This window comes from Pseudomonas sp. B21-017 (genome assembly GCF_024749245.1).
Lineage (GTDB): Bacteria > Pseudomonadota > Gammaproteobacteria > Pseudomonadales > Pseudomonadaceae > Aquipseudomonas.
Genome location: NZ_CP087194.1, coordinates 3,010,714 through 3,034,408, shown reverse-complemented (window position 1 = coordinate 3,034,408; position 23,695 = coordinate 3,010,714). Strand labels below are relative to the sequence as shown.

Genomic DNA, 23,695 nt, shown 5'->3' with positions numbered 1-23,695 from the left:
CCAATGCGTCCATGCTGCCAGCAGGCCTGAACAATAACGCCGGTCCGCTGCACAAGCGGTCGTGAGGATTATTGTTCAATTTCACAAAACCCTTGCCTACCCCGCTCGTCGTAGCAGCTGACGAGCCTGCGAGGCTGCGTTCGGCGGCGAAGCCGTCGTGAAATCATGCGGCGCGGTGTGTCAGGTAAGCCGTATTTATAGAATTTACGACGACTGCGTCGCCGAACGCAGCCTCGCAGGCTCGGCAGCTGCTACGGAGCGGTGGTCGGCAGTTCGGTTTGGGGCAGGAGCTGGACGCCAAGGTACAGTGCGAGCATTCCGTCGAGCTTCAGCGGGTCGACGCCGCTGAGTTCGGCGATCCGCTCCATGCGATAACGCAAACTGTTGCGGTGGATGCCCAGGGCATCGGCGCAGGCCTGGCTCTGGCCGTCGTGTTCGCACCAACTGCGCAGGGTGGCCAGCAATTGCCCGTTACCGTCCTTGGCGATGACTTTACGCAGCGGCCGCAGCAGTTCATCCAGCGCATCATCGTCGCGGTGCCGCCAGAGCATCACCGGTAGCCGATAACGGTTCAGGATCAGCAAGCGCGAATGCGGCAACACATCGCGCCCGTAGGCCAGCAAATCGCCGACCCGTCGATAGCAGCGACGCAACCCCGACAAGCCGTCGGCCTGCCCGCCCACGGCAATGCGCAAAATGTTCCAGCCCAGGCCATCGAGCTTTTCCAGCAATCGTTCGTTCTCGACCGCAGGCGTCGCCGGGCGGCACCAGAGCAACGAAGATTTGGCCGAGCTCACGCACCAACTGTCCGGGTAGCGTGACGTCAACCAGGCGCTGAGCGCCTCAACGGTCTGGCTCGGGCCGTGTTCGATGCCCAACTCGAACAGATACGGCACCCGTGTCAGCTGCGGCTTGAGCCCCAGTTGCTGCGCTTCATCTAGCAACCGCGGCGAATCCCCCGCTTCGCTCAGCAGCAGCGCCAGCAGATCGTCGCAACGCTGACGCCGCCATTGCTGCTCGGCCTGCTGATTGCGTTGAGCCACCAGCATCTCGGCGGTCATGCGCACCAGTTCGGCATAGGTGCGCAATTGCTCCGGTTCACCGGTGATGCCCAGCACACCGATCAAACGCTGATCGAGCAACAGCGGCAGATTAATGCCCGGCTGCACGCCTTTGAGATGAATCGCCGTTTGCGCGTCGATCTCCACCACGCGCCCGTTGGCCAGCACCAGTTGCGCGCCTTCGTGACGGGTGTTGATGCGCTCCGGCTCGCCGCTGCCAAGAATCAGCCCCTGACTGTCCATGACATTGACGTTATAGGGCAGGATGGCCATCGCCCGGTCGACGATGTCCTGGGCCAGGTCGTGATCGAGTTCGAACATAGCGGGAATCCTTGAAAGCGTGATGGGACAGGTTGTTCACCCGCACAGGCCAGGGTTGCAAACCCTGTGCTCAGGCACAAAGACAACCACCCAAGGGGTGGCCGAGACTCACCGGGCGATCAACGTTACCCTTGCGTCGCAAAAAATCATAATAAAGAGAGAGCCCGCCATGTCACAGAGCGCCACCGCTACCCTGGCCAACGCTGACGACAAGAACGCCGTCTACAAACGCATTACCTTGCGTTTGATCCCCTTCATCTTCATCTGCTACCTGTTCAACTACCTCGACCGGGTGAACGTCGGGTTTGCCAAACTGCAGATGCTCGACGCGCTGAAATTCAGCGAAACCGTGTACGGCCTCGGTGCCGGGATTTTCTTTATCGGCTACGTACTCTGCGGCGTACCGAGCAACCTGGCCCTGAGCAAATTCGGCCCGCGACGCTGGATCGCGTTGATGATGATGACTTGGGGCACGCTCTCGACGTGCCTGCTGTTCGTCTCCACCCCGACCGAGTTCTACACCCTGCGCCTGTTCACCGGCGCCGCCGAAGCCGGGTTCTTTCCGGGCGTGGTGCTTTACCTCTCGCAGTGGTTCCCGACCTTCCGCCGTGGCCGCATCATGGCGCTGTTCATGTCGGCGATCCCGGTGTCGGGCCTGCTGGGCAGCCCGTTTTCCGGCTGGATCCTCAACCACTTCGGCGCAGGCCAGGCCGGTTTGGCCGGCTGGCAGTGGATGTTCCTGCTGCAAGGCATCCCGACCGTGATCCTCGGCGCCCTCGCCTATTTCCTGCTCAGCGACAGTTACGCCAATGCCAAGTGGCTGACCCCGTACGAGCGTTCGGTGCTTGAAGCCGACCACGCCGAAGACCTGGCCAGTAAACCGAAAACCACCACTGACTCATTGCGGGCAGTGTTCAAGAACCCGGCGATCTGGGCCTTTGGATTGATCTACTTCTGCATCCAGAGCGGTGTTTACGCGATCAACTTCTGGCTGCCGTCGATCATCAAGAACCTGGGTTTCAGCGACAACCTGGTGATTGGCTGGTTGAGCGCGATTCCGTACTTGCTGGCGGCGGTGTTCATGTTGATGGTCGGTCGCTCGGCGGACCTGCGCAAAGAACGTCGCTGGCACCTGGTGGTGCCGATGCTGATGGGTGCGGTGGGGCTGTTGATTGCGGTGAACTTCGCGACCACGCCAGCTCTTGCGATTCTCGGCCTGACCCTCGCCACCATGGGCGCCCTCACCGGCTTGCCGATGTTCTGGCCGGTGCCGACGGCGATGCTCAGCGCCGGTGCGGCGGCCGGTGGCTTGGCGCTGATCAACTCCATGGGGCAGATGGCGGGTTTCCTTAGCCCGTATCTGGTGGGTTGGGTCAAGGACAGCACCGGGTCCACCGATGCGGCGTTGTACCTGCTGGCGGGTGTGATTGTGTGTGGGAGTTTGCTGGCGTTGCGCATGACCCGGACGTTGAGGGTTTAAGGTTCAGTGAAAACAAAAACGGCCCTCCCGGGCCGTTTCTCATTCCATGCATTCACAATTGCTTCTGTGGCGAGGGAGCTTGCTCCCGCTGGGTTGCGAAGCGACCCCAATCCCGGTGATCGCGGTTTTTCAGACATACCGCATGCCCAGGCTTTGCGACTGCTGCGCAGCCGAGCGGGACGGTGCGGCGATCCGACAAGCTCCCTCGCCACAAGGAGTGCTCTCACTACAGACTTTCGTCAGCCTTGCGGATCGAGGTTATCCAGCACTCGGTTGACAGCCAGTTCCCCAAGCATGACCACCGATTGAATCCCCAGCATCATGTTGCGATGGGGCATGTCCATCAATCCGGCGAATTCAGTGAGCATCATGCTCGCTGACGCCAGGGATTCGCAGGCGTTGACCAGCAGGGTTTCGTTATCGACTTTCTCACCGACATGGTAAATGGTGCTGGGTTTGCGCTTGTTGACTTTGGGGGTGGGTGGTTTGAGGTAATGGTCGAGGGCGCGCTCGGCGGCTTCGTTGAGTTTTTTGGAATCGGGGGTTTCGTAGGGGGAAACGTCGTCCACTTCAGGTGGATTTGGCGTTGGTTTGAACATAGATGAAACTCCTAACAGGACAGAAGGAGCCATCACCCTCGCTACCAAACGATGGGTGGCGGCCATGCTCAGGTTGGTAGACCGGGCGTTAGGAAACCGGCGCGTCCGAAGACGCCCTGCGCATGGCCACCATAAAACAGAGACGAGAAACTCTGCAAAAAGGTGGTGCTGTGCACCTAACAACAATCCCGGGCTACCAAACCCGATCGCTGTTTTTCAGCGACAGAGAAACGATATAGCCCAGGCCAAAGATGCACTAGCCGGCGGATTCTGGCGCAGTCGTAGGCAGCGGCGCAAGAATATGTAGCCTTAGTGAGTATCTGGAAATGTCTTTTAAACATCGTCCTTAAACGCCCACCAGACTCCCCGCCTTGGCATCCAGCTCAATCACCAAACCACCCGGCATCTGCACGAAAATCTGCCAGATCCCGTCCTCCGGCACCTGCGCCACCTGATACGGCAAACCGCTGGCCTGCACCCGCCGCAACACCGTGGCAGCCTCCTCATCGGTGCGAAAGGCAATGTGGCTCAACGCCGTTTCATCGAACGCCGGCTGTTCGATCACATGCACCAGCGCCTGCGCATCCTGATACAACCAGCGGCCGGGGAACGGGAATGGCGGGCGGCGTCCCGGCGCCAATCCCAACAACGAACCGAAGGCCTCCTGCAACGGTTGCCCGTCGGGGGTGTTGAAGGCCAGATGATCAAAGTGCCAACTCATAGCAACCCTCCTCCGTCGACGTCGATGACGGTGCCGCTGATAAAGTCGTTTTCCATCGCCAGAATAAACGCTGCCGCCAGATCTTGCGGGGTGCCGACCCGGCCCACCGGCAATGCGGCGGCGGTACGGGCAAACATCGCGGCGCGTTGCGTTTCGTCCATTCCGGCGTAAGCCTCGGTGTCGGTGACACCGGGACTTATGACGTTGACCCGGCGCGGTGCCAGTTCCTTGGCCAGTTGTTTGCCCAAGGCTTCCAGCGCCGCATTCAAGGTGGTTTTGATGAACTGCCCTGCGACGAATTTGCGCGACAACAGACCCGAGGTCAGCGTGATGCTGCCATGTGCGCTCAGGTATGGCAGCGCGACCTGGATCGCGCGCAGCGTGCCCCAGAATTTGACATCGAAGGCCTGTTGGGCGTGCTGCAAATCGCTGTCAGCCAACGGTCTGGCACTCACACTCGGACCGGCCGTGATCACCAGATGATCGAAAGGGCCGATGCGCTCGAACAGCTGTCGCAACGACGCTTCATCGGTGACGTCCGCCGCTTCGTGTCGAATCTTTGCATCATGGTCGACCGCTGGCTGGCGGCGACTCACCGCGACCACACGGGCCTCACGCTCGGCTGCGGCCTGGACGATGGCTGCGCCTATTCCGCTGCTACCACCGATCACCACGACGGTCTGATTGTGCAAGGAAGCGTTGAGTTGTGTCATGAGCCGATCTCCGGTCGGGTTAGGGAGATTCAATCTTCTCCGGTTGCCAATCGAAGAAAAATCCCGGTAAATCAGAAGGATCTTTAAAGGATTTTTACCAATGAGCTCGATTCTCGACCTGGAGATTTTCGTTCGCACCGCCGACTCCGGCAGCATTTCCGCCGCCGCCCGCGCCCTGGAGCTTACCCCGGCGGCGGCCAGCATCGCCCTCAAACGCCTGGAAACCCGCCTCGGCATCCGCTTGCTGGCCCGTTCCACACGAAGCATGCGCCTGACCGAAGAAGGCCGGCGCTATCTGGATAGCGTGCGCCTGGCACTGGCCGCGCTGGCCGAAGGTGAGCAGGCGTTAAAGCAACAGACCCAAGGCTTGAGTGGTGTACTGCAATTGGCGGCGCCGTCCGACTTCGGGCGCAATGTGCTGTTACCGTGGCTAGATGATTTCAAGCGCCAACACCCCAACATTCAATTGCAACTATTGCTCAACGATCGACATGCCGACCTGTTCCGCGAGACGGTCGATGTGGCCCTGCGCTTCGGTGTGCCGAGTGACTCGACGCTGGTGGCGCTACCTATTCTGCCGCAGCATCGGCGCGTGGCCTGTGCCAGCCCCGAGTACCTGACCCGCCGTGGCACGCCGCAGCATCCCGAGGAACTGGGCGAACACAGCGCCCTTCTCTACCTGCGCAATGGCCGACCCTACAACCATTGGCGTTTCAGCCGTGGCGATGAGGTGCTGGAGGTTGATGTGCACAGCGACTACCTCAGCGACGACGGCGAAGTTGCCCGCCGCTGGGCCCTGGCCGGGAATGGCATCGCCTACAAGGCCTGGCTCGACGTCGCCGCCGATGTGCAGGCCGGGCGGCTGGTGACGCTGTTCGATGACTGGCAAGGCGAAAGCGTGCCGTTCAATTTGCTCTGCCCGCATCGGGTGCAGGTGTCGGAGCGGGTCAAGGTGTTGCAAACGTTCTTGCAGGAGCGTTGTGAGGCACTGCGTCGATAATTCAGATTGCTCCGCGTTGCGGTTCTTGGTATTTGATTGAAGCTTTCTCACCGGTAAAAGGATTTCGTCATGAGCTATCGAACGCTGGGTCATTCGGGTTTACAGGTGTCGACCCTCACATTGGGCACCATGATGTTCGGCGAACAGACCAGCACCGAAGATTCCCTGCGGATCATCGGCAAGGCCTGGGACCAGGGCATCAACTTCATCGACACCGCGGACGTGTACACCAATGGCCGCTCCGAAGAGATCGTCGGCGAAGCGATCGCCAGCCACCGCCACGAATGGGTGCTCGCCACCAAGGTCGGCTTCGGTCCAGTGGACGGTGTGCCGAACCGCAGCGGTTTGAGCCGCAAGCACCTGTTCAATGGCATCGACGCCAGCCTGACGCGGTTGGGCACCGATTATCTGGACATCTATTACCTGCACCGCGAAGACCACAACACGCCGCTGGAAGTCACGGTGTCGGCCATCGGCGATCTGATTCGTCAGGGCAAGATCCGCTACTGGGGCCTGTCGAACTATCGCGGCTGGCGCATCGCCGAAGTGATTCGTTTGGCCGACAAACTCGGTGTCGACAGGCCGGTGATCAGCCAGCCGCTGTACAACATCGTCAACCGTCAGGCGGAAACCGAGCAGATCACCGCCGCGCAAAACTATGGCCTCGGCGTGGTGCCTTACAGTCCGCTTGCGCGCGGTGTGCTCAGCGGCAAGTACGCGCCGGATGTGACACCAGACGCCAACAGCCGCGCCGGTCGCCAGGACAAACGCATCCTGGAAACCGAATGGCGGGTTGAGTCTTTGCGCATTGCCCAGCAGATCCAGCAATACACCCGGGACCGTGGCGTGGGCATCGTCGAGTTCGCCATCGCTTGGGTGCTGAACAACAGCGCCGTCACCTCGGCCATCGTCGGCCCGCGCACCGAAGAACAGTGGGATGGGTACACCAAGGCCCAGGCGGTGAAAATCACGGCGGAAGATGAAGCCTTTATCGATTCGCTGGTGACACCGGGGCATGCGTCGACACCGGGGTTCAATGATGTGAGCCATTTTGTGCCGGGACGCAAACCGCGTTCGGCTTGAGATTTATCAAGGGCAAGCTCGCTCTCACAGGTTCTGTGTCGATCTGCTGACTATGCTTCGACGAAGTTACTTGTGGGAGCAGGCTTGCCTGCGATAGCGATTCAACATCCACCGCGATGTTGAAAATATCAATCACCTGGCCAATATTCAGCACAAAAACCACGTATCCTGCGCGCCCCGTTTGACCTTCAACCCGCGAGGACAGTTTGTCTAAAGGTATCGCTCTATCGGTCACAGCCTCGATGCTGTTTGCCGTCATGTATTACTACACCTCACTGCTCTCCCCCTTGAGTGGCGTGGAGATTTTCGGTTGGCGGATGTTGCTGACCGCACCATGCATGACCGTGTTCATGGTGGTGTCCGGCGAATGGAAACGTGTGGTCGAGATTCTTCGGCGGCTGGCCGCCAAGCCGAAGTTGCTCATCGCCCTGATCGGCTCGGCAGTGCTGCTGGGCCTGCAACTCTGGTTGTTCATGTGGGCGCCACTCAACGGCTATAGCCTTGACGTGTCGCTGGGGTATTTCCTGTTACCGCTGTCCATGGTCCTGACCGGGCGAATCGTCTATGGCGAGCGCCTTTCCTACCTGCAGAAAATAGCCGTGTTCTTCGCCAGCCTCGGCGTGCTCAACGAGTTGTATCAGGTCGGCGGTTTTTCCTGGTCGACGTTGCTGGTGGTGATCGGCTATCCAGTCTATTTCATCCTGCGCAAACGCTTGGCCACGGACAACCTTGGCGGGCTCTGGTTGGACATGGCGTTGATGCTGCCGGTGGCGTTCTGGTTCGTGCAGGGCGGTGAACAAGGTTTTGGCGTGTTCGATCAACATCCCTGGCTGTCGCTGTTGATTCCGCTGCTCGGGGTGATCAGCGCTTCGGCGCTGGTGGTCTACATCATTGCCAGCCGGCTGCTGCCGTTCAGCCTGTTCGGGTTGTTGAGTTACGTCGAGCCCGTGCTGTTGCTGGGCGTTGCGTTGCTGTTGGGGGAAAGCATCAAGGCCGGCGAATGGCTGACTTACATTCCGATCTGGCTGGCGGTGGCGGCGTTGGTGTTTGAAGGGTTCAAGCATCTGGTCCGGCAACGACGCCGGCCAATGTAATTGCATGATGTCTAGTCCTGAAATAGGTTTACACCTGTTTCACCCTCAAAACGCCCGATGCACCGCATCGGGCGTTTTGCATTTCAACGATAGGTGCGGACGTTTGCTGTTGTAGATGCTTATCGACTCGTCGACCATTCGAATCGCCTCGGCCAGATCTCTAGGTCGGTGAAGCAGAAACTCTGTCTTCAAGATCCCGTTTACACGCTCCGCCAAAGCGTTCTGATAACAGTCGTACCCGTCGGTCATGGAGCACCTGACTCCATGTTTGGCATGCAACTTCTGGTAGAGATCAGAGCAGTATTGCGAGCCGCGATCTGAGTGGTGCACCAGCGCCTGATCCGTTCTTCTGTTCCTTAGAGCCTTGTTCATTGCCTGTATGACCGATTCGGTGTGCAGGGTTTCATGCACGTGATGGCCGACGATTTTGCGAGAGTAGGCATCGGTCACCAAGCTCACATAGGCAACGCTTTGTTGGGTCGGCAAATAGGTGATGTCCGCCACCCAGACCTGCTCGGGGCCCGTAGCAGTCACTTGATCAGGGCCAGGTTTTAACCGATTCGGATGTCGGCGGAAGCGATGATGGCTGTCAGTGGTCTTGTGATAGGCGCGCTTGCGAGGAACCAGTTGCCGATTGTCTCGCAAGATATCGAATAGCCGATCTCGACCTACCGTTTGCGTCAGCTCAGGCTCCGCCTGCATAAGGCCATGCAGCTTACGAGTGCCCAACCGGGGCATCTGAAGACGTGTTTCCAGGACAAAACCCAGCACTTTCTGAGCATGATTGGCTTGCGCGTCATGAGCCCGGTTTCGTTTGTAGTACGCCTGCCGGGATATACCCAGAAACTGGCAAGCCCTCTGAATGCTCAGGCCTTGGACTTGCCCTTGGGTGAGGACTTGCCGGATCGCTTTTTTACGATAGAAACCCCGTAATCGTTCTTCAACACGTCAACCACCGCTTCGAAGAATTGGGCTTTCTGATTGGCAAGGGCTAGCTTTTCCTCCAGCTCCTTGATTCGCTGCTCAGGCGTCAGAGGCAAACTTTGTTCGTCCATCGGTCGGCTCCTCTGGGTGCGAATAGAGGCGCCTTGGCTCCAGTCCTGCCGCCCATGCTTGCGTAACCACACCAGCACAGTCGACCGCCCCTGAATCCCATAGCGCCGTTGAGCCTCTTTATAACTCAACTCGCCTTTTTCGACCTGATCGACGACTGCCAATTTAAAGCCCAGCGTGTAATCACGTTGGCTGCGCCTTTTTCCCGTATCCATTGGTTCCTCCTGAAGATAAGTCAGAAGGTGTAAACCTTATTCAGGACGAGACATGATTCAAAAAAAAGCCCGGCCAGCATTGCTGCTGACCGGGCTTTTTCACATCAGGAACGGCTTAATCGGTGGAGAGCACACCGCGACGAACCTGGTCGCGTTCGATGGATTCGAACAGAGCCTTGAAGTTGCCTTCGCCGAAACCATCGTCGCCTTTACGCTGGATGAACTCGAAGAACACCGGCCCCATCAGGGTTTCCGAGAAAATCTGCAGCAGCAGGCGCTTGTCGCCAGGTTCGGACGAACCGTCCAGCAAGATGCCCCGTGCTTGCAGTTGATCGACCGGCTCGCCGTGGTTCGGCAAACGGCCTTCGAGCATTTCGTAGTAGGTGTCCGGCGGCGGCGTCATGAAGCGCATGCCGATTTTTTTCAGGCGGTCCCAAGTATCGATCAGGTTATCGGTGAGGAACGCCACGTGCTGGATGCCCTCGCCGTTGAACTGCATCAGGAACTCTTCGATCTGCCCGGCGCCTTTGGACGACTCTTCGTTCAGCGGGATGCGGATCATGCCGTCCGGCGCGGTCATCGCCTTGGATGTCAGGCCGGTGTACTCGCCTTTGATGTCGAAGTAACGGATTTCGCGGAAGTTGAACAGCTTCTCGTAGAAGTTGGCCCAGTAGGCCATGCGACCGCGATACACGTTGTGGGTCAGGTGGTCGATGATTTTCAGACCGGCGCCGACCGGGTTGCGGTCCACACCTTCGATGAATACGAAGTCGATGTCGTAGATCGAGCTGCCTTCACCGAAACGGTCGATCAGGTACAGCGGCGCGCCGCCGATGCCTTTGATCGCCGGCAGGTGCAATTCCATCGGACCGGTTTCGATGTGGATCGGCTGGGCGCCGAGTTCCAAGGCACGCTTGTAGGCCTTTTGCGAATCCTTGACCCGGAACGCCATGCCGCACACCGACGGGCCGTGCTCGGCCGCGAAGTACGAGGCCACGCTGTGGGGTTCGTTGTTGAGGATCAGGTTGATCGAGCCCTGGCGATATAGGTGCACGTCTTTGGAGCGGTGGGTCGCGACCTTGGTGAAGCCCATGATCTCGAAGATCGGCTCCAGGGTGTTCGGGGTCGGCGATGCGAATTCGATGAACTCAAAGCCCATCAGGCCCATTGGGTTTTCGTATAAATCTGCCATTTTGGCGCCTCATCATGCTTTTAGAATTAACGGATCGTTAGTTGCTAGCAATGCTGAGACCGGCGGGTGGCGCGCAGGAGATGCCCCTCACGCTGCGGGCGAGGAAGTCACCGTAGATCAATTGGAACCCAAATATCTTCATTGTCGACCCAAGGCTCTTGCGGGCGAGGCTTCTGCTGCCAGAAGACGATTATTCTTATATGCGTAACCGGATTCTACACAGCGTAAATCAGTTTGTCCGCCTTCTTATACAATCCCCTTTTTCGTGGCCTGCGCAAGCGGTTTGTTGCACAGGAAAATCCCCGCCAGGATCAGCCCGCCGCCCAGGCACATCGCCAGTGTCAACTGTTCGCCCAGCAACAACGCGCCGAGAAGAACGGCAGTCAAAGGGTTCAAGGCGATGAACACGCCCGAGCGCGTCGCGCCGATTTTGCGAATGCCGTCGTAATAACCAATGTAGGCCAATGCCGAACCCAGCACGCCCAGGTACATCAGGCTCAACCATTGTTGTGCGCCGAGCCCGGTGAGCGCCGCGACACTCAGCTCGCCCCGCACGGCACTGGTCACCCAGAGCATCAGCGTGCCGAGCAAAATCGAGTACGTCACCGTCTGCACCGGCCCCAGTGTTTGATTCAGGCCTTTGGAGAACAGCGAATAAATGCCCCAGCCGAGCACGCAGCCGAAGATCAACAGATCGCCGATCCAGGCATCGGCATTGCCATCCAGTAACTGCGGATTGCGGCTGACGATCACCAGGCTGGCGCCAGCAATGCAGATCGCGATACCGACCACTTTCGCCCGACTCAGCCGCTCCTTGAACAGCAGCCACGACGCCAGGCCGATCACGGCTGGATTCAACGCTACGATCAATGATGCCCGAGACGCGTTGATGTAATGCAGCCCGTAAAAGAAGCACAGGTTGTAGAAGAAAATCCCGAAGAATCCCAACAGCGCCAATTGCAACCATTGCCTGGGGCTGGGTCGCACCAAGGGCACCCGCGCCAGCAGCAGGAACACCAGCAACGCCACGCTCGCCAGCAGGAACCGCAGACTCGCAGCGAATAACGGACTGAGGCTGTCGGCCAGAAACCGCCCGGCGACGAACGTCCCGCCCCAGATCATGGTGACCGCCGCCAGTTTCAGATAAACCGGCACATCCGAAGAGTTCGCAAGGGTCTGTTCACACGTAGTCATAAGTCTCCACCGCCAGAAATCGGGCATGTGGCGTATCATTCGACTAATGATCGATCATCGTAAAATGAGTAAAAACTCATGACCCTCACTCAACTCGAGATTTTCTCGCTGGTGGCCGAATTGCGCGGCTTCACGGCGGCCGCCCATCGTTTGGAGATTTCCCAGTCTGCGGTCTCCCACGCACTCAAGTCGCTGGAACAGGAATTGGGCGTCGAACTGTTGCGTCGGCATCAGTCCCAGGTCGAGCTCAGTGATATCGGCCAGCAGCTATTACTGCGCGCTCGGGCAATGCTCGGGCTGGCCAACACTTTGCGCCAGGAGGCGGCCGATTCACGCGGGATGAAAACCGGAACTCTGCGTATCGGCTCGTTCGGCCCAACCTCATCGATCAAGCTGTTGCCCAGGATCTTGCAGCACTACCGCGCCTCGCATCCGGGCATCGAGGTTCATATCGATGAAGGGCCGGATCGCCAGGTGATTCAGTGGCTGGAAGAACGGCGTATCGACATCGGCTTCGTGGTGTTGCCCCAAGAGCGTTTCGACACCGTGGCCTTGATCGAGGACCAGATGGTCGCGCTGCTGCCTGCCGACCATGTACTGGCCGGTCGCGGCAGCTTGCGCTTGAACGACTTGTGCCACGACCCTTTTGTGCTGACCGAAGCCGGGTCTTCGGAGCTGGTGTCGCGCCTGTTTAATACGGCGCGATTGACGCCGAACATCCGTTATCGCTGCTCGCAGTTGCTCAGCACATTGGACGTCGTAGGCCGTGGCGATGCCTTGACTGTCGTCGCCGAAAGCTCACTGCCTGACGACAACGACAACCGCTACGTGAAAAAACCGCTGTCGCCCCCCATCAGCCGCCAAGTCGGTCTGGCGGTGCTCGATCAGCGTCAGTCATCCCCCGCGACACTGGCCTTTATTAAACTGGCCTCAAGATTGATTAAAGGTTGAGCGGCATAAGGGCCGATAGCCAACTATCATGGCTGAACTCTTTTGGGAGGCATGTCGACCTGCCAACCTTTGAGAGCCCTCTTTTATCGCGATGGATTTGCGAATGCCACTGAACGTCAAAAGTCGCCGCAAGCGTGGCACCCGGATCACTGTGACTGTTTTGAGCGGATTGCTCCCGGTGTTGCTGGGAGTCGCCATTCTCTATCTGCAGGCTGAACGTACCCTCAAGCAAAGTACTGAACTGACTGGCGAAGAATCCATTCGCCAGTTCGAACTGATGCTCGACAACACCGCCCAAGCGGCGCAGGAGCTCCTGCCGCTGGCTGGCAAAAACTGCAATGACGTCAAACTGGCCTTGCGCGAACAAGTTACGCGCCGGCCCTTCGTGCGCTCGACCAACCTGGTGTGGGACGACAACCTCTATTGCAGTTCGTTGTTCGGTGAATATCAGGAAAAGGTTAATCCCGGCGACTACACCCAAGGCCAGTTATGGCTCATGAACGGCAACCCGGTCACGCCCAATACCGCGCTGTTGGTGTACCGGCTCAGCGAAGGAAATAAAGGGGCATTGACCACGCTGAACGGTTATCACCTGAGCAATGAATTGCGCCTGATCGGCCGCAAGACATTACTGTTGCTACAAGTCGGTCCCAACTGGTTGTCTGCCGACGGAAAAGTTCACGAGGACGCCCTGCCCGCCTTGCCGGTAGCACAAAGTACGCTGACGTCCTCGCGTTATGCCTTTACGGTGGCCGCAGGTTTCCCCGAAGGAGAAACCTGGCGTTACATGCGTAGTGAGTACCCGCCACTGTTCAGTCTGTTGATGTTCTTCGGCGTGGTGTCAGGTTCGATCGGGCATGTGCTGCAGAAGCGCTCGATGTCGCCCAGCCGTGAAATGCAGCGGGCGCTGGAGGCAGCAGAATTCATTCCTTACTTTCAGCCCGTGGTGCATGGCGACAATAAGCTGTGGTCCGGCACCGAAGTATTGATGCACTGGAAACATCCCAGGGAAGGCCTGGTGCGTCCGGATCTGTTTATCCCGTTTGCCGAACATTCCGGTCTGATCGTGCCGATGACCCGCTCGCTGATGCAACAGACCGCCACATTGCTGGCGCCCTTGTCGGCATCGCTCGAGGGGCCATTCCACATTGGCATCAACATCACCGCCAGTCATTGCCGGGATCTTGCGCTGGTCGAAGACTGCCGTGAATTCCTCAGTGCTTTTGCACCGGGCAGTGTCCATTTAGTGCTGGAGTTGACCGAGCGCGAACTGGTCGAACCGACAGCCATCACCCTGCTGTTGTTCGAACGGCTTCGCGCGCTGGGCGTGATGATCGCCATCGACGACTTTGGCACCGGCCATTCAAGCCTCGGTTACTTGCGTCAGTTCAATGTGGACTTCCTGAAAATCGACCAGAGTTTTGTCGCCATGATCGGTGTCGACGCCCTCTCCCGGCACATTCTGGACAGCATCATCGAACTCTCGGCCAAACTCGATCTGGGCATCGTCGCCGAAGGGGTGGAAACCGAGGAGCAAAGTGACTATCTGACTGCCCATGGCGTGAACTTTCTGCAAGGTTATCTGTTCGGCCGGCCGATGCCCGGCGCAGAGTTCATTAGAGCATTAAGTGATCATTAACTAACCACGTTAAGCGCCGGAATCATGATGATGCGCGCCAAATTGAATCAAAAGACTACTCTTGTTACATGAAGAAAAAGTCAGGATTTACTCTTGGCCAATTAACTACTACAATTTTTCATACCTGTGCAAAATCGGCAGGCGTGCCATTATCACCGAGTCGCTTCAAGGCTCTTGGCTTATAGCTTTGTTTGCGGTTGGTTTCAGCCAAACACACTATTGGAGTAAAGATATTGTCCAGACTCGCTGAATTCCGTGCAGCTGAAAAGGCCCTTCAAGAACAGCTCAAGCAGTTGGAATCTTTGAAGAACGATGCCGGTCTCAAAAAAGAAATCGAATTCGAAGAAAAGCTCCAGGGGCTGATGAAAACCTACGGCAAGAGCTTGCGCGACATCATCGCCATCCTCGACCCGCACCCGGCGAAATCCGGCCTGCAGCAGGCAACCGCCCCTAAAACCCGCCGCGCTCGCGTGGTCAAGGTTTATCAGAACCCGCACACGGGTGAACTGATTGAAACCAAGGGCGGCAATCACCGCGGCCTGAAAGCCTGGAAGGAACAATACGGTGCAGCCACCGTTGACTCCTGGCTGCGTGCCTAAGCGCTCACGGTAATAAAAAAGCCCTGCCAATGCAGGGCTTTTTCATGGATGCCGTCTAAAATGCGACGATAGTCGCCGATCAACTCGCTATAGACTGACTAACTTTGTGCTTAATCCGTTTGGCTATCTAAAAATCCGGGCCATGCTCAAAAGCGTGGGTACAGAAACCTTAAACTAAAGTTTCAAGCTGTTTCGAGCTGCCTCTATGTCGCCCTGACTTGCCTTATAAACCTCAGCCTGCCCCGCGTAGGAAAGAACATAGGCTTTATCGCCGTCCACTGCGGCGACCAATGTTTGAGACAACACATGTCGACCGTTCTGGGTAATGGTGCAGGTAGTTTCCAGCGCCGATAACCGGCTCAAGGCAGTCGGATGAATTTTGTTGCAGACGCTCTGATAGCCGCCCTGAAAAAAGTCCTTCTGCACGGACTTGCGCATTTCCAGTAACACACCTTCCAGATTCACCTGATGACCGCTTTCCACTTGAGTCATGGTCAACTCCATCACCATTACCGGTGTCCCGTCCTGGTCGTTTTTTACCGCGCGCTGGCGGGAAACCTGAGGTTTGGCCTCGTCTTGCGGCACGGTCTCGACTGTCCATCCATTGGGCCAGGTCACGACCGGAGCTTCTGCATCAGCACGGGTAACACCTGAAAGCAGATACATAAGGACGAACATCAATTGACAGGGTCGGATCATTGTAATGAACACTCACGGATTGAGCCGCGAAGTCTGAGCTTCACCCGCCCGGCAGGCAAGCCTGCGGTTTTGGTTTGGCGATGCCAGGCCCCTTGCGTATCATTGTGAGCATTCTTGGAATTTCCGGAGGGCCCATGAGCCTGCACGAACTCAATACATTTCCTGGTGTGACCGCCCAACCTGACACCGCCACCCAGAAGTTCGTCTTCAACCACACCATGCTGCGGGTCAAGGACATCACCCGGTCCCTGGATTTCTACACCCGCGTCCTGGGTTTCTCGCTGGTGGAAAAGCGTGATTTCCCGGAAGCCGAGTTCAGCCTGTACTTCCTGGCGCTGGTCGATAAAAACCAGATCCCGGCCGATGCCGCTGCCCGCACCGAGTGGATGAAATCGATCCCCGGCATTCTCGAACTGACCCACAACCACGGCACCGAGAACGATACGGAATTCGCCTACCACAACGGCAACACCGATCCGCGCGGCTTCGGCCATATCTGCATTTCGGTGCCGGACGTCCGCGCCGCGTGCGAACGTTTTGAAGCGCTGGGCTGCGATTTCCAGAAACGCCTGAACGACGGTCGCATGAAGAGCCTGGCGTTCATCAAGGACCCGGATGGTTACTGGGTCGAGATCATTCAGCCGGCACCGTTGTAAATTAAAAGATCCACCCACAAAAAACCCCCATGATCGCTCATGGGGTTTTGTGTTTTCAGCTTCGGCGTTTATGCCGGCGCCGAGGTGCGAATCAAGTGATCGAATGCGCTCAGGGAAGCCTTGGCGCCCTCGCCCACCGCAATCACGATCTGCTTGTACGGCACGGTGGTCACGTCGCCGGCCGCGAACACGCCGGGGATCGACGTCTCACCACGGGCATCGACAATGATCTCGCCACGCGGTGACAGCTCGATGGTGCCTTTGAGCCAATCGGTATTAGGCAGCAGACCGATCTGCACAAAAATCCCTTCCAGCTCAACAGTGCGCAGCTCGTCCGACTGACGATCCTTGTAGCGTAGGCCGTTGACCTTCTGGCCATCGCCGGTCACTTCAGTGGTTTGCGCACTGGTGATCACGGTAACGTTCGGCAGGCTGTGCAACTTGCGCTGCAACACCGCATCGGCGCGCAGTTGCACGTCGAACTCCAGCAGGGTTACGTGGGACACGATCCCCGCCAGGTCGATGGCTGCTTCGACGCCGGAGTTACCGCCACCGATCACCGCCACACGCTTGCCTTTGAACAGCGGACCGTCACAGTGCGGGCAGTACGCCACGCCCTTGTTGCGGTATTGCTGCTCACCCGGAACGTTCATTTCACGCCAGCGCGCGCCGGTGGCGAGGATCACGGTCTTGGCTTTCAAGGCCGCGCCGCTGGCGAAATGGATTTCGTGCAATTCACCGTTTTTTCCCGGCACCAGCTTGTCGGCGCGTTGCAGGTTCATGATGTCCACGTCGTATTGCTTAACGTGTTCTTCCAGTGCCACGGCCAGTTTCGGCCCTTCGGTTTCCTGCACGGAGATGAAGTTCTCGATGGCCATGGTGTCGAGCACCTGGCCACCAAAACGTTCAGCCGCCACGCCGGTGCGAATGCCTTTACGAGCGGCGTAAATTGCCGCTGAAGCACCGGCCGGGCCACCGCCGACGACCAGTACGTCGAAGGCTTGCTTGGCGCTGATCTTCTCGGCCTGGCGCTCGATGCCGCTGGTGTCGATCTTGGCGAGGATTTCTTCCAGGCCCATGCGGCCCTGGCCGAAGTTCACGCCGTTCAGGTAAACGCTTGGCACGGCCATGATCTGGCGCTCGTCAACTTCGGCCTGAAACAGCGCGCCGTCGATGGCGACGTGGCGGATGTTCGGGTTCAGCACGGCCATCAGGTTCAGCGCCTGAACCACATCCGGGCAGTTCTGGCAGGACAGCGAGAAGTAAGTCTCGAAGTTGAACTCGCCTTTGAGCGAGCGGATCTGCTCGATAACGTCGACACTGGCTTTCGATGGGTGGCCGCCGACTTGCAGCAAGGCCAGCACCAGCGATGTGAATTCGTGGCCCATCGGGATGCCGGCGAAACGCAGGCTGATATCGGCTCCCGGGCGATTGATCGAGAACGATGGTTTACGCGCATCGTTACCGTTGTCGAGCAAAGTAATCTGGGTGGAAAGACTGGCAACGTCTTTGAGTAACGCGAGCATTTCCTGGGATTTCGCACCGTCGTCGAGGGATGCAACGATCTCGATCGGCTGAGTGACCCGTTCCAGGTACGATTTCAACTGGGCTTTAAGATTGGCGTCCAACATACGGGCGATTTCCTTAGATGCTGTTTGAATAGAGAGCAATCAGACATAAAAAAACGCCCGAGCGAATCTCGCCCGGGCGTTTTATGGGGCGGTGCAGCTTACTTAGTAGGTGCGGAGCTCCGCCCTGATGAAGCGCGTCACAGACTTAGATCTTGCCGACCAGGTCCAGGGACGGAGCCAGAGTGGCTTCACCTTCTTTCCACTTGGCTGGGCACACTTCGCCCGGGTGAGCGGCGACGTATTGAGCGGCCTTGATTTTGCGCAGCAGCTCGGAAGCGTCACGGCCTACACCGCCATCGTTGAGTTCAACGATTTTGATCTGGCCTTCAGGGTTGATCACGAAAGTGCCACGGTCAGCCAGGCCAGCTTCTTCGATCAGCACGTCGAAGTTGCGGGAGATGACATGAGTCGGGTCGCCGATCATGGTGTACCGGATTTTGCCGATGGCTGGCGAAGTGTTGTGCCAGGCAGCGTGGGCAAAGTGGGTATCGGTGGAAACGCTGTAGATCTCGACGCCCAGTTTTTGGAACTCGGCGTAGTTGTCAGCCAGGTCTTCCAGTTCGGTCGGGCAAACAAAGGTGAAGTCAGCTGGGTAGAAGAAAACGACAGACCACTTGCCTTTCAGGTCAGCGTCCGACACGTGTACGAAGTCGCCGTTTTTGTAGGCGGTAGCTTTGAACGGTTTAACTTGGCTGTTGATGATAGGCATCGGTGACTCTCCGTCAGGGGTTAAGAAGTTGATGTGGTGAATCCTACCCACCCGATCGCCGGTTGGCTCATTGGCAAACCTGATGCTGCTGATTTGTTTTCGCTATTAGCCGAGCGTATTAATAGAAGAAAACGTGATCTACAGCGCCAACGGCTTTTCAGCGATTCGGGTCATCCCGAGAAACGGGCTGGCTTCAACATAGCGCATGGCTGACTTCACATCCTTCCAGCCCACGTAATTCATCAACGACTTCAAATCCCAACCGCTCTGATGCGCCCAGGTGGCGAAGCCGCGACGCAGGGAGTGACTGGTGTAGTGCTCGGCCGCAATGCCGGCGCGCTCCAGTGCCTGGCGCAACAACGGGATCACGCTGTTGGCGTGCAAGCCCTCCTCGCTCAAATGGCCCCAGCGATCGATGCCACGAAACACGGGGCCACGGACCAACGCGGCTTCAGTAATCCATTCGATGTAGGCCTGTACCGGGCACAGGCGCTGCAAGGCGGGTGCCTGGTAGGTCTGGCCGAGGTTCTCGCGATCGCCCTTGCTGCGTGGCAAGTAGAGGGTAATGCCTGAACCGGCGCTGGCTTGTACATGCTCGATCTGCACGCGGCACAACTCATCACTACGAAAACCACGCCAGAAGCCCAGCAGGATCAGTGCGGTGTCGCGCTTGGCTCTCAGCAATCCCGCGCGATCGCCCTGCGCCCTGGCGGATTGTGCTTCCTGCTCCAGCCAGGCGATCACTTGCTCCAGATGTTGAAGCTGCAAGGGTTCAGCCTGTTTTTCCTGGGCCGGGTGCAGCGCGCGAATACCTTTGAACACTTTGCGCACCACCGGTGCCTTGGTCGGATCGGCGAACCCCTGGCTGTTGTGCCACTGCGCCAACGCGGACAAGCGCAACTTCAAGGTATTGATCGACAGCACGCCCGCATGTGCAACCAGGTACCGCGCAACGCTATCGCTGGTCGCCGGCAGGAACCCGCCCCAGCTGACTTCGAAGTGCTCGATGGCCGCGCGATAGCTGCGACGGGTGTTGTCGCGGGTAGCGGCTTGCAGGTAGCGATCCAGATCGGTCATGGGCTCAGTGCTCGAAAACGTACCGCGTTGGCGATTGAAAACCCGGTCTACAGCTCGTCACACGGGGTAATACCAGTATATCCCGCATTAGTTATCACAAGTTTTTAACTTTATTCACGGCATGGTACATTGCTCATATTAGTGGTACGTACCACAGTATCAAATCGTAGGAGAACACATGGCACGTGGCGGCGTAAACAAGGCACTGGTGCAAGCGGCACGCTCGGCAATCCTCGCCCGGGGCGAACACCCGAGCATCGACGCAGTGCGGATCGAAATGGGCAATACCGGCTCGAAAACCACGATCCATCGCTATCTGAAAGAGCTCGATGACGGCACCGAACCCGCGCCAGCACCTTCCGAACCGATCGATGATGAGCTGACAGCGCTGGTGGCGCGACTGGCGCAACGCCTGAAAGAACAGGCGCAAGAACCCATCGACCAGGCACGCGCGCAGTTCGAGCAACAACGAAAAGAGCTGGAAACCCAGCTGCACGAGGCCCGCGAGGCCAATACCGAATTGCAACAGCAATACGAAATTCAAAGCCTGGCGCTGACCCAGGAATCGGCGGAACTGCACGACACCCGCTCGATGCTGCAAACCGAGCAAACCCGCAACGCCGGGCTGAACCAGGCACTGGCCGATTTCGAATTGCGCTTGCAGGACAAGGACGAGCAGATCCGCTCACTGGAAGAAAAACACCTGCACGCCCGCGAAGCACTGGAGCACTACCGCAACGCCGTCAAAGACCAGCGCGAGCAGGAACAGCGACGCCACGAAGGCCAGGTGCAGCAGATTCAGATGGAGTTGCGTCAGGCCCAGCAAAGCGCACTGGTACGCCAGGATGAAATCACCCAACTGCATCGCGACAATGAGCGTCTGCTGACCGAAAACCGTGGCACGCTGCGGGAGTTGAGCCTGTTGCAGGAGCAACTCAAGCACACCAACAGCCGACAGGATCAGTTACTGGAACAGGTCACCCGCATCGACAGCGAACGCACCCTCCTCCAGGAACGCTTGCGCATTGCCTTGCTGGAAAGCCAGTCGCTCAAGCAGAACATTGACGAGCAGTCGCACATCAACAAAGCGCTGGAAGTTGAACTGATCAAGTTGCAGGCAAGCCTGGATGAAAGCGTGCGCCTGGCCGCTGTCGTTGCGACAGCGCCAGACGCATCAGCGCCACAGAAGAACGATTAACCCGCGACTGGCGTACGCATGGTGACAAACTCTTCGGCGGCCGTCGGATGCACACCGATGGTTTCGTCGAAGTCGCGCTTGGTCGCGCCCGCTTTCAGGGCAATCGCCAACCCTTGCACGATCTCGCCGGCATCCGGGCCGACCATGTGGCAACCCAGGACCTTGTCGGTCTTGGCGTCCACCACCAGCTTCATCAAGGTGCGTTCCTGGCATTCGGTCAGGGTCAGCTTCATCGGCCGAAAACGGCTTTCGAAGATGACCACATCGTGCCCAGCCTCGCGCGCCTCTTCTTCAGTCAGCCCGACAGTGCCGATGTTCGGCAAGCTGAACACGGCGGTCGGGATCATCTTGTAATCCACCGGGCGATATTGCTCAGGCTTGAACAAACGCCGCGCTACGGCCATGCCTTCGGCCAGAGCAACCGGCGTGAGTTGTACCCGACCAATCACATCACCGAGGGCCAGGATTGACGGTTCAGCGGTTTGATACTGTTCATCGACCTCGACAAAACCTTTCTTGTCGAGTTTGACCCCGGTGTTTTCCAGCCCCAGATTGTCGAGCATCGGACGCCGACCGGTGGCGTAGAACACACAGTCCGCCTCCAGCTCACGACCATCCTTGAGCGTCGCCTTCAGGCTGCCATCGGCCTGCTTGTCGATACGTTCGATGTCGGCATTGAATTGCAGGTTCATGCCGCGCTTGGTCAGCTCCTCCTGCAAATGCTTGCGCACTGCGCCGTCGAAGCCACGCAGGAACAGATCACCGCGATACAGCAGCGTGGTCTCGGCGCCCAGCCCGTGGAAAATCCCGGCGAACTCCACCGCAATGTAACCACCACCGACCACCAGAACGCGCTTGGGCAGCTCTTTAAGGAAGAATGCCTGGTTGGAGCTGATGGCATGCTCGTGCCCCGGAATCTCCGGGATCTGCGGCCAACCACCGGTGGCAATCAGGATGTTTTTGGCGGTGTAACGCTCGCCATTGATCTCAACCTGATGCGGATCGACGATTTTCGCGTGACCTTCATGCAAGGTCACGCCACTGTTGACCAGCAGATTGCGATAAATGCCGTTCAGGCGATTGATCTCGCGATCCTTGTTGGCGATCAGCGTCGCCCAGTCGAACGTCGCTTCACCCGGAGTCCAGCCAAAACCTTGCGATTGCTCGAAGTCTTCGGCGAAGTGCGCGCCGTAGACCAGCAGTTTTTTCGGCACACAGCCAACGTTCACACACGTACCGCCCAGGTAGCGGCTCTCGGCCACGGCGACTTTCGCACCAAAACCGGCCGCGAACCGCGCAGCCCGCACACCGCCGGAACCGGCACCAATCACATATAGGTCAAAATCGTAGGCCATTACTATCTCCTCGGCAGGACACCAGCATACCTGCGAGCGCCCTTTGGGCAAGCGTTGCAAACTATTTGGGGCCGAAAAATGAAAAAGCCACCCGAAGGTGGCTTTTCAATACAAGCAGCTCAGGCGCTATCAGTAAGCCTTGCCAGTCTTGTAGAAGTTCTCGAAGCAGAAGTTGGTTGCGTCGATGTAGCCTTCGGCGCCACCGCAGTCGAAACGCTTGCCTTTGAACTTGTAGGCCATTACGCAGCCGTTTTGCGCTTGCTTCATCAGGGCGTCGGTGATCTGGATTTCGCCGCCCTTGCCTGGCTCGGTCTGCTCGATCAGGTCGAAGATGTCCGGGGTCAGGATGTAACGGCCGATGATCGCCAGGTTCGACGGTGCATCTTCAGGTTTTGGCTTCTCGACCATGCTGTGAACGCGATAGATGTCGTCGCGAATCATCTCGCCGGCGATCACGCCGTACTTGTTGGTTTCCTGAGGATCGACTTCCTGGATGGCCACGATCGAGCAGCGGAACTGCTTGTACAGCTTGACCATCTGGGTCAGTACGCCGTCGCCTTCGAGGTTGACGCACAAGTCGTCCGCCAGTACTACGGCGAAAGGTTCGTCGCCAATCAGTGGACGGCCGGTCAGGATTGCGTGGCCCAGGCCTTTCATTTCGGTCTGGCGAGTGTAGGAGAACGAGCACTCGTCGAGCAGTTTACGGATGCCGACCAGGTATTTTTCCTTGTCAGTGCCCTTGATCTGGTTTTCCAGCTCGTAGCTGATGTCGAAGTGGTCTTCCAGGGCGCGTTTGCCGCGACCGGTAACGATGGAGATTTCGGTCAACCCGGCATCCAGTGCTTCTTCGACGCCGTACTGGATCAGTGGCTTGTTTACCACCGGCAGCATTTCTTTGGGCATGGCTTTAGTCGCTGGCAGGAAGCGAGTACCGTAACCGGCTGCTGGGAACAAGCATTTCTTGATCATATAAGTCCTTGAAAGGGCTGTGTGTACGAGTTTCGGCGCAGTCTAATCAGGCGGCGTGCACCTTACAATGCCCCGCACTGGCTAACCGACGCCATCATAGAGAAATATTCTGATGGATAGTTCCGCAGATAAGCTGCACAACGTCTTATAGATAGCAGAGATCGACGACCTGCGCGGCCATCAGTCTAGCGACAATCTGCCCCACCCTACACCCATCGGCACCCGTTGAGGGCATTTGGCGCTATCATTGCGCACCTGAACCAGCCAACGAGGCAGATAGATGTCGGCAGCAAAAAGCGTCAACGGGTACCTGATCAATCAGGCGAAAGACGGCCAGTGGTGGATAGACAGCGTCGGCGGCGAGAATATTGCCGGGCCGTTCCCTACAGAAGCGTTGGCGATTGAAGTGGCATCGGTGTTGCAGGATCAACCCACAGCACCCAAGCGGCGCGGCAAGGACAAGCCTTGAGCTGAACCTGGCGCGAC

At 58.1% G+C, this 23,695-nt stretch carries 23 protein-coding genes; 10 read left to right on the top strand and 13 right to left on the bottom strand.

The annotated features are described in order from the left end of the window. Nucleotides 1–251: 251 nt before the first annotated feature. Entirely contained in the window at nucleotides 252–1,382 is a 1,131-nt protein-coding gene (locus tag LOY28_RS13770) for a sugar diacid recognition domain-containing protein (RefSeq protein ID WP_258614283.1), read from the bottom strand. 169 nt (nucleotides 1,383–1,551) lie between these two features. On the opposite strand from LOY28_RS13770, the gene LOY28_RS13765 reads away from it, so the two are divergent. Further along, the gene (locus LOY28_RS13765; RefSeq protein WP_258614282.1) at nucleotides 1,552–2,862 is read left to right on the top strand and encodes an MFS transporter; all 1,311 of its coding nucleotides are present in this window, start codon (nucleotides 1,552–1,554) and stop codon (nucleotides 2,860–2,862) included. A gap of 239 nt (nucleotides 2,863–3,101) precedes the next feature. Here the strand turns inward: LOY28_RS13765 and LOY28_RS13760 are convergent, their stop codons facing one another. From LOY28_RS13760 to LOY28_RS13750, 3 genes are all read right to left on the bottom strand, one after another. Beyond that, complete coding sequence (locus LOY28_RS13760) at nucleotides 3,102–3,461, bottom strand: DUF6124 family protein (protein ID WP_258614281.1); 360 nt, start codon at nucleotides 3,459–3,461, stop codon at nucleotides 3,102–3,104. A 346-nt stretch (nucleotides 3,462–3,807) separates the two neighbouring features. Next, nucleotides 3,808–4,182, bottom strand: a complete 375-nt coding sequence (locus LOY28_RS13755; RefSeq protein WP_258614280.1) for a hypothetical protein — start codon at nucleotides 4,180–4,182, stop codon at nucleotides 3,808–3,810. After that, nucleotides 4,179–4,895 (bottom strand): SDR family oxidoreductase, encoded by a 717-nt coding sequence (locus LOY28_RS13750; RefSeq protein WP_258614279.1) that lies wholly within the window; start codon nucleotides 4,893–4,895, stop codon nucleotides 4,179–4,181. The genes LOY28_RS13755 and LOY28_RS13750 overlap by 4 nt, the downstream gene beginning before the upstream one ends. 100 nt (nucleotides 4,896–4,995) lie before the next feature. On the opposite strand from LOY28_RS13750, the gene LOY28_RS13745 reads away from it, so the two are divergent. From LOY28_RS13745 to rarD, 3 genes are all read left to right on the top strand, one after another. Continuing rightward, entirely contained in the window at nucleotides 4,996–5,895 is a 900-nt protein-coding gene (locus LOY28_RS13745; protein ID WP_258614278.1) for a LysR family transcriptional regulator, read from the top strand. Nucleotides 5,896–5,964: 69 nt separating this feature from the next. Next, a complete protein-coding gene (locus tag LOY28_RS13740) occupies nucleotides 5,965–6,978 on the top strand; it encodes an aldo/keto reductase (protein ID WP_018929082.1) in 1,014 nt (337 codons plus the stop codon). A gap of 206 nt (nucleotides 6,979–7,184) precedes the next feature. Beyond that, nucleotides 7,185–8,072, top strand: coding sequence for an EamA family transporter RarD (gene rarD / locus LOY28_RS13735; RefSeq protein ID WP_258614277.1), 888 nt, complete (start codon nucleotides 7,185–7,187; stop codon nucleotides 8,070–8,072). A 45-nt stretch (nucleotides 8,073–8,117) separates the two neighbouring features. Here the strand turns inward: rarD and LOY28_RS13730 are convergent. From LOY28_RS13730 to LOY28_RS13720, 3 genes are all read right to left on the bottom strand, one after another. Next, nucleotides 8,118–9,340, bottom strand: a protein-coding gene (locus tag LOY28_RS13730; RefSeq protein WP_258612894.1) for an IS3 family transposase whose coding sequence is annotated in 2 segments (ribosomal slippage) — nucleotides 8,118–8,989 and nucleotides 8,989–9,340 — 1,224 coding nt in all. Because the reading frame shifts where the segments join, the coding sequence is not laid out codon by codon here. Between the two features lie 115 nt (nucleotides 9,341–9,455). After that, nucleotides 9,456–10,532, bottom strand: coding sequence for a 4-hydroxyphenylpyruvate dioxygenase (gene hppD, locus LOY28_RS13725; protein WP_007935668.1), 1,077 nt, complete (start codon nucleotides 10,530–10,532; stop codon nucleotides 9,456–9,458). 246 nt (nucleotides 10,533–10,778) lie between these two features. After that, entirely contained in the window at nucleotides 10,779–11,726 is a 948-nt protein-coding gene (locus LOY28_RS13720) for a DMT family transporter (RefSeq protein WP_111453273.1), read from the bottom strand. 78 nt (nucleotides 11,727–11,804) lie between these two features. Here LOY28_RS13720 and LOY28_RS13715 point away from each other — a divergent pair, with 78 nt between their 5' ends. From LOY28_RS13715 to LOY28_RS13705, 3 genes are all read left to right on the top strand, one after another. Continuing rightward, entirely contained in the window at nucleotides 11,805–12,677 is an 873-nt protein-coding gene (locus LOY28_RS13715) for a LysR family transcriptional regulator (protein WP_111453272.1), read from the top strand. Nucleotides 12,678–12,780: 103 nt separating this feature from the next. After that, nucleotides 12,781–14,316 (top strand): EAL domain-containing protein, encoded by a 1,536-nt coding sequence (locus LOY28_RS13710; protein WP_258614275.1) that lies wholly within the window; start codon nucleotides 12,781–12,783, stop codon nucleotides 14,314–14,316. A 233-nt stretch (nucleotides 14,317–14,549) separates the two neighbouring features. Further along, on the top strand, nucleotides 14,550–14,915 hold the full coding sequence (locus LOY28_RS13705; RefSeq protein WP_007935661.1) for a histone-like nucleoid-structuring protein, MvaT/MvaU family: 366 nt from the start codon (nucleotides 14,550–14,552) through the stop codon (nucleotides 14,913–14,915). Nucleotides 14,916–15,089: 174 nt separating this feature from the next. Here the strand turns inward: LOY28_RS13705 and LOY28_RS13700 are convergent, their stop codons facing one another. Further along, the gene (locus LOY28_RS13700) at nucleotides 15,090–15,614 is read right to left on the bottom strand and encodes a DUF4946 domain-containing protein (protein ID WP_258614274.1); all 525 of its coding nucleotides are present in this window, start codon (nucleotides 15,612–15,614) and stop codon (nucleotides 15,090–15,092) included. A 134-nt stretch (nucleotides 15,615–15,748) separates the two neighbouring features. On the opposite strand from LOY28_RS13700, the gene gloA reads away from it, so the two are divergent. After that, nucleotides 15,749–16,270 carry a lactoylglutathione lyase gene (gene gloA, locus LOY28_RS13695; RefSeq protein WP_258614273.1) on the top strand — a complete coding sequence of 174 codons (522 nt, stop codon included), beginning with the start codon at nucleotides 15,749–15,751 and terminating at the stop codon, nucleotides 16,268–16,270. A 68-nt stretch (nucleotides 16,271–16,338) separates the two neighbouring features. Here gloA and ahpF read toward each other — a convergent pair whose 3' ends face one another. The 3 genes from ahpF to LOY28_RS13680 all read right to left on the bottom strand — a co-directional run bounded on the left by ahpF (nucleotide 16,339) and on the right by LOY28_RS13680 (nucleotide 19,687). Then, the gene (ahpF, locus tag LOY28_RS13690; RefSeq protein ID WP_258614272.1) at nucleotides 16,339–17,901 is read right to left on the bottom strand and encodes an alkyl hydroperoxide reductase subunit F; all 1,563 of its coding nucleotides are present in this window, start codon (nucleotides 17,899–17,901) and stop codon (nucleotides 16,339–16,341) included. 145 nt (nucleotides 17,902–18,046) lie between these two features. After that, a complete protein-coding gene (ahpC, locus tag LOY28_RS13685; RefSeq protein WP_018929073.1) occupies nucleotides 18,047–18,610 on the bottom strand; it encodes an alkyl hydroperoxide reductase subunit C in 564 nt (187 codons plus the stop codon). Nucleotides 18,611–18,748: 138 nt separating this feature from the next. Next, entirely contained in the window at nucleotides 18,749–19,687 is a 939-nt protein-coding gene (locus LOY28_RS13680) for a site-specific integrase (protein WP_111453270.1), read from the bottom strand. Between the two features lie 178 nt (nucleotides 19,688–19,865). On the opposite strand from LOY28_RS13680, the gene LOY28_RS13675 reads away from it, so the two are divergent. Next, entirely contained in the window at nucleotides 19,866–20,885 is a 1,020-nt protein-coding gene (locus LOY28_RS13675) for a DNA-binding protein (RefSeq protein ID WP_111453269.1), read from the top strand. Here the strand turns inward: LOY28_RS13675 and gorA are convergent. Beyond that, the gene (gene gorA, locus LOY28_RS13670) at nucleotides 20,882–22,240 is read right to left on the bottom strand and encodes a glutathione-disulfide reductase (RefSeq protein WP_258614271.1); all 1,359 of its coding nucleotides are present in this window, start codon (nucleotides 22,238–22,240) and stop codon (nucleotides 20,882–20,884) included. The two genes, LOY28_RS13675 and gorA, sit on opposite strands and share 4 nt — an antisense overlap. 129 nt (nucleotides 22,241–22,369) lie before the next feature. Then, nucleotides 22,370–23,209, bottom strand: a complete 840-nt coding sequence (galU, locus tag LOY28_RS13665) for a UTP--glucose-1-phosphate uridylyltransferase GalU (protein WP_003182953.1) — start codon at nucleotides 23,207–23,209, stop codon at nucleotides 22,370–22,372. A gap of 280 nt (nucleotides 23,210–23,489) precedes the next feature. Here galU and LOY28_RS13660 point away from each other — a divergent pair, with 280 nt between their 5' ends. Next, complete coding sequence (locus tag LOY28_RS13660) at nucleotides 23,490–23,678, top strand: hypothetical protein (RefSeq protein WP_258614270.1); 189 nt, start codon at nucleotides 23,490–23,492, stop codon at nucleotides 23,676–23,678. Nucleotides 23,679–23,695 lie beyond the last annotated feature (17 nt).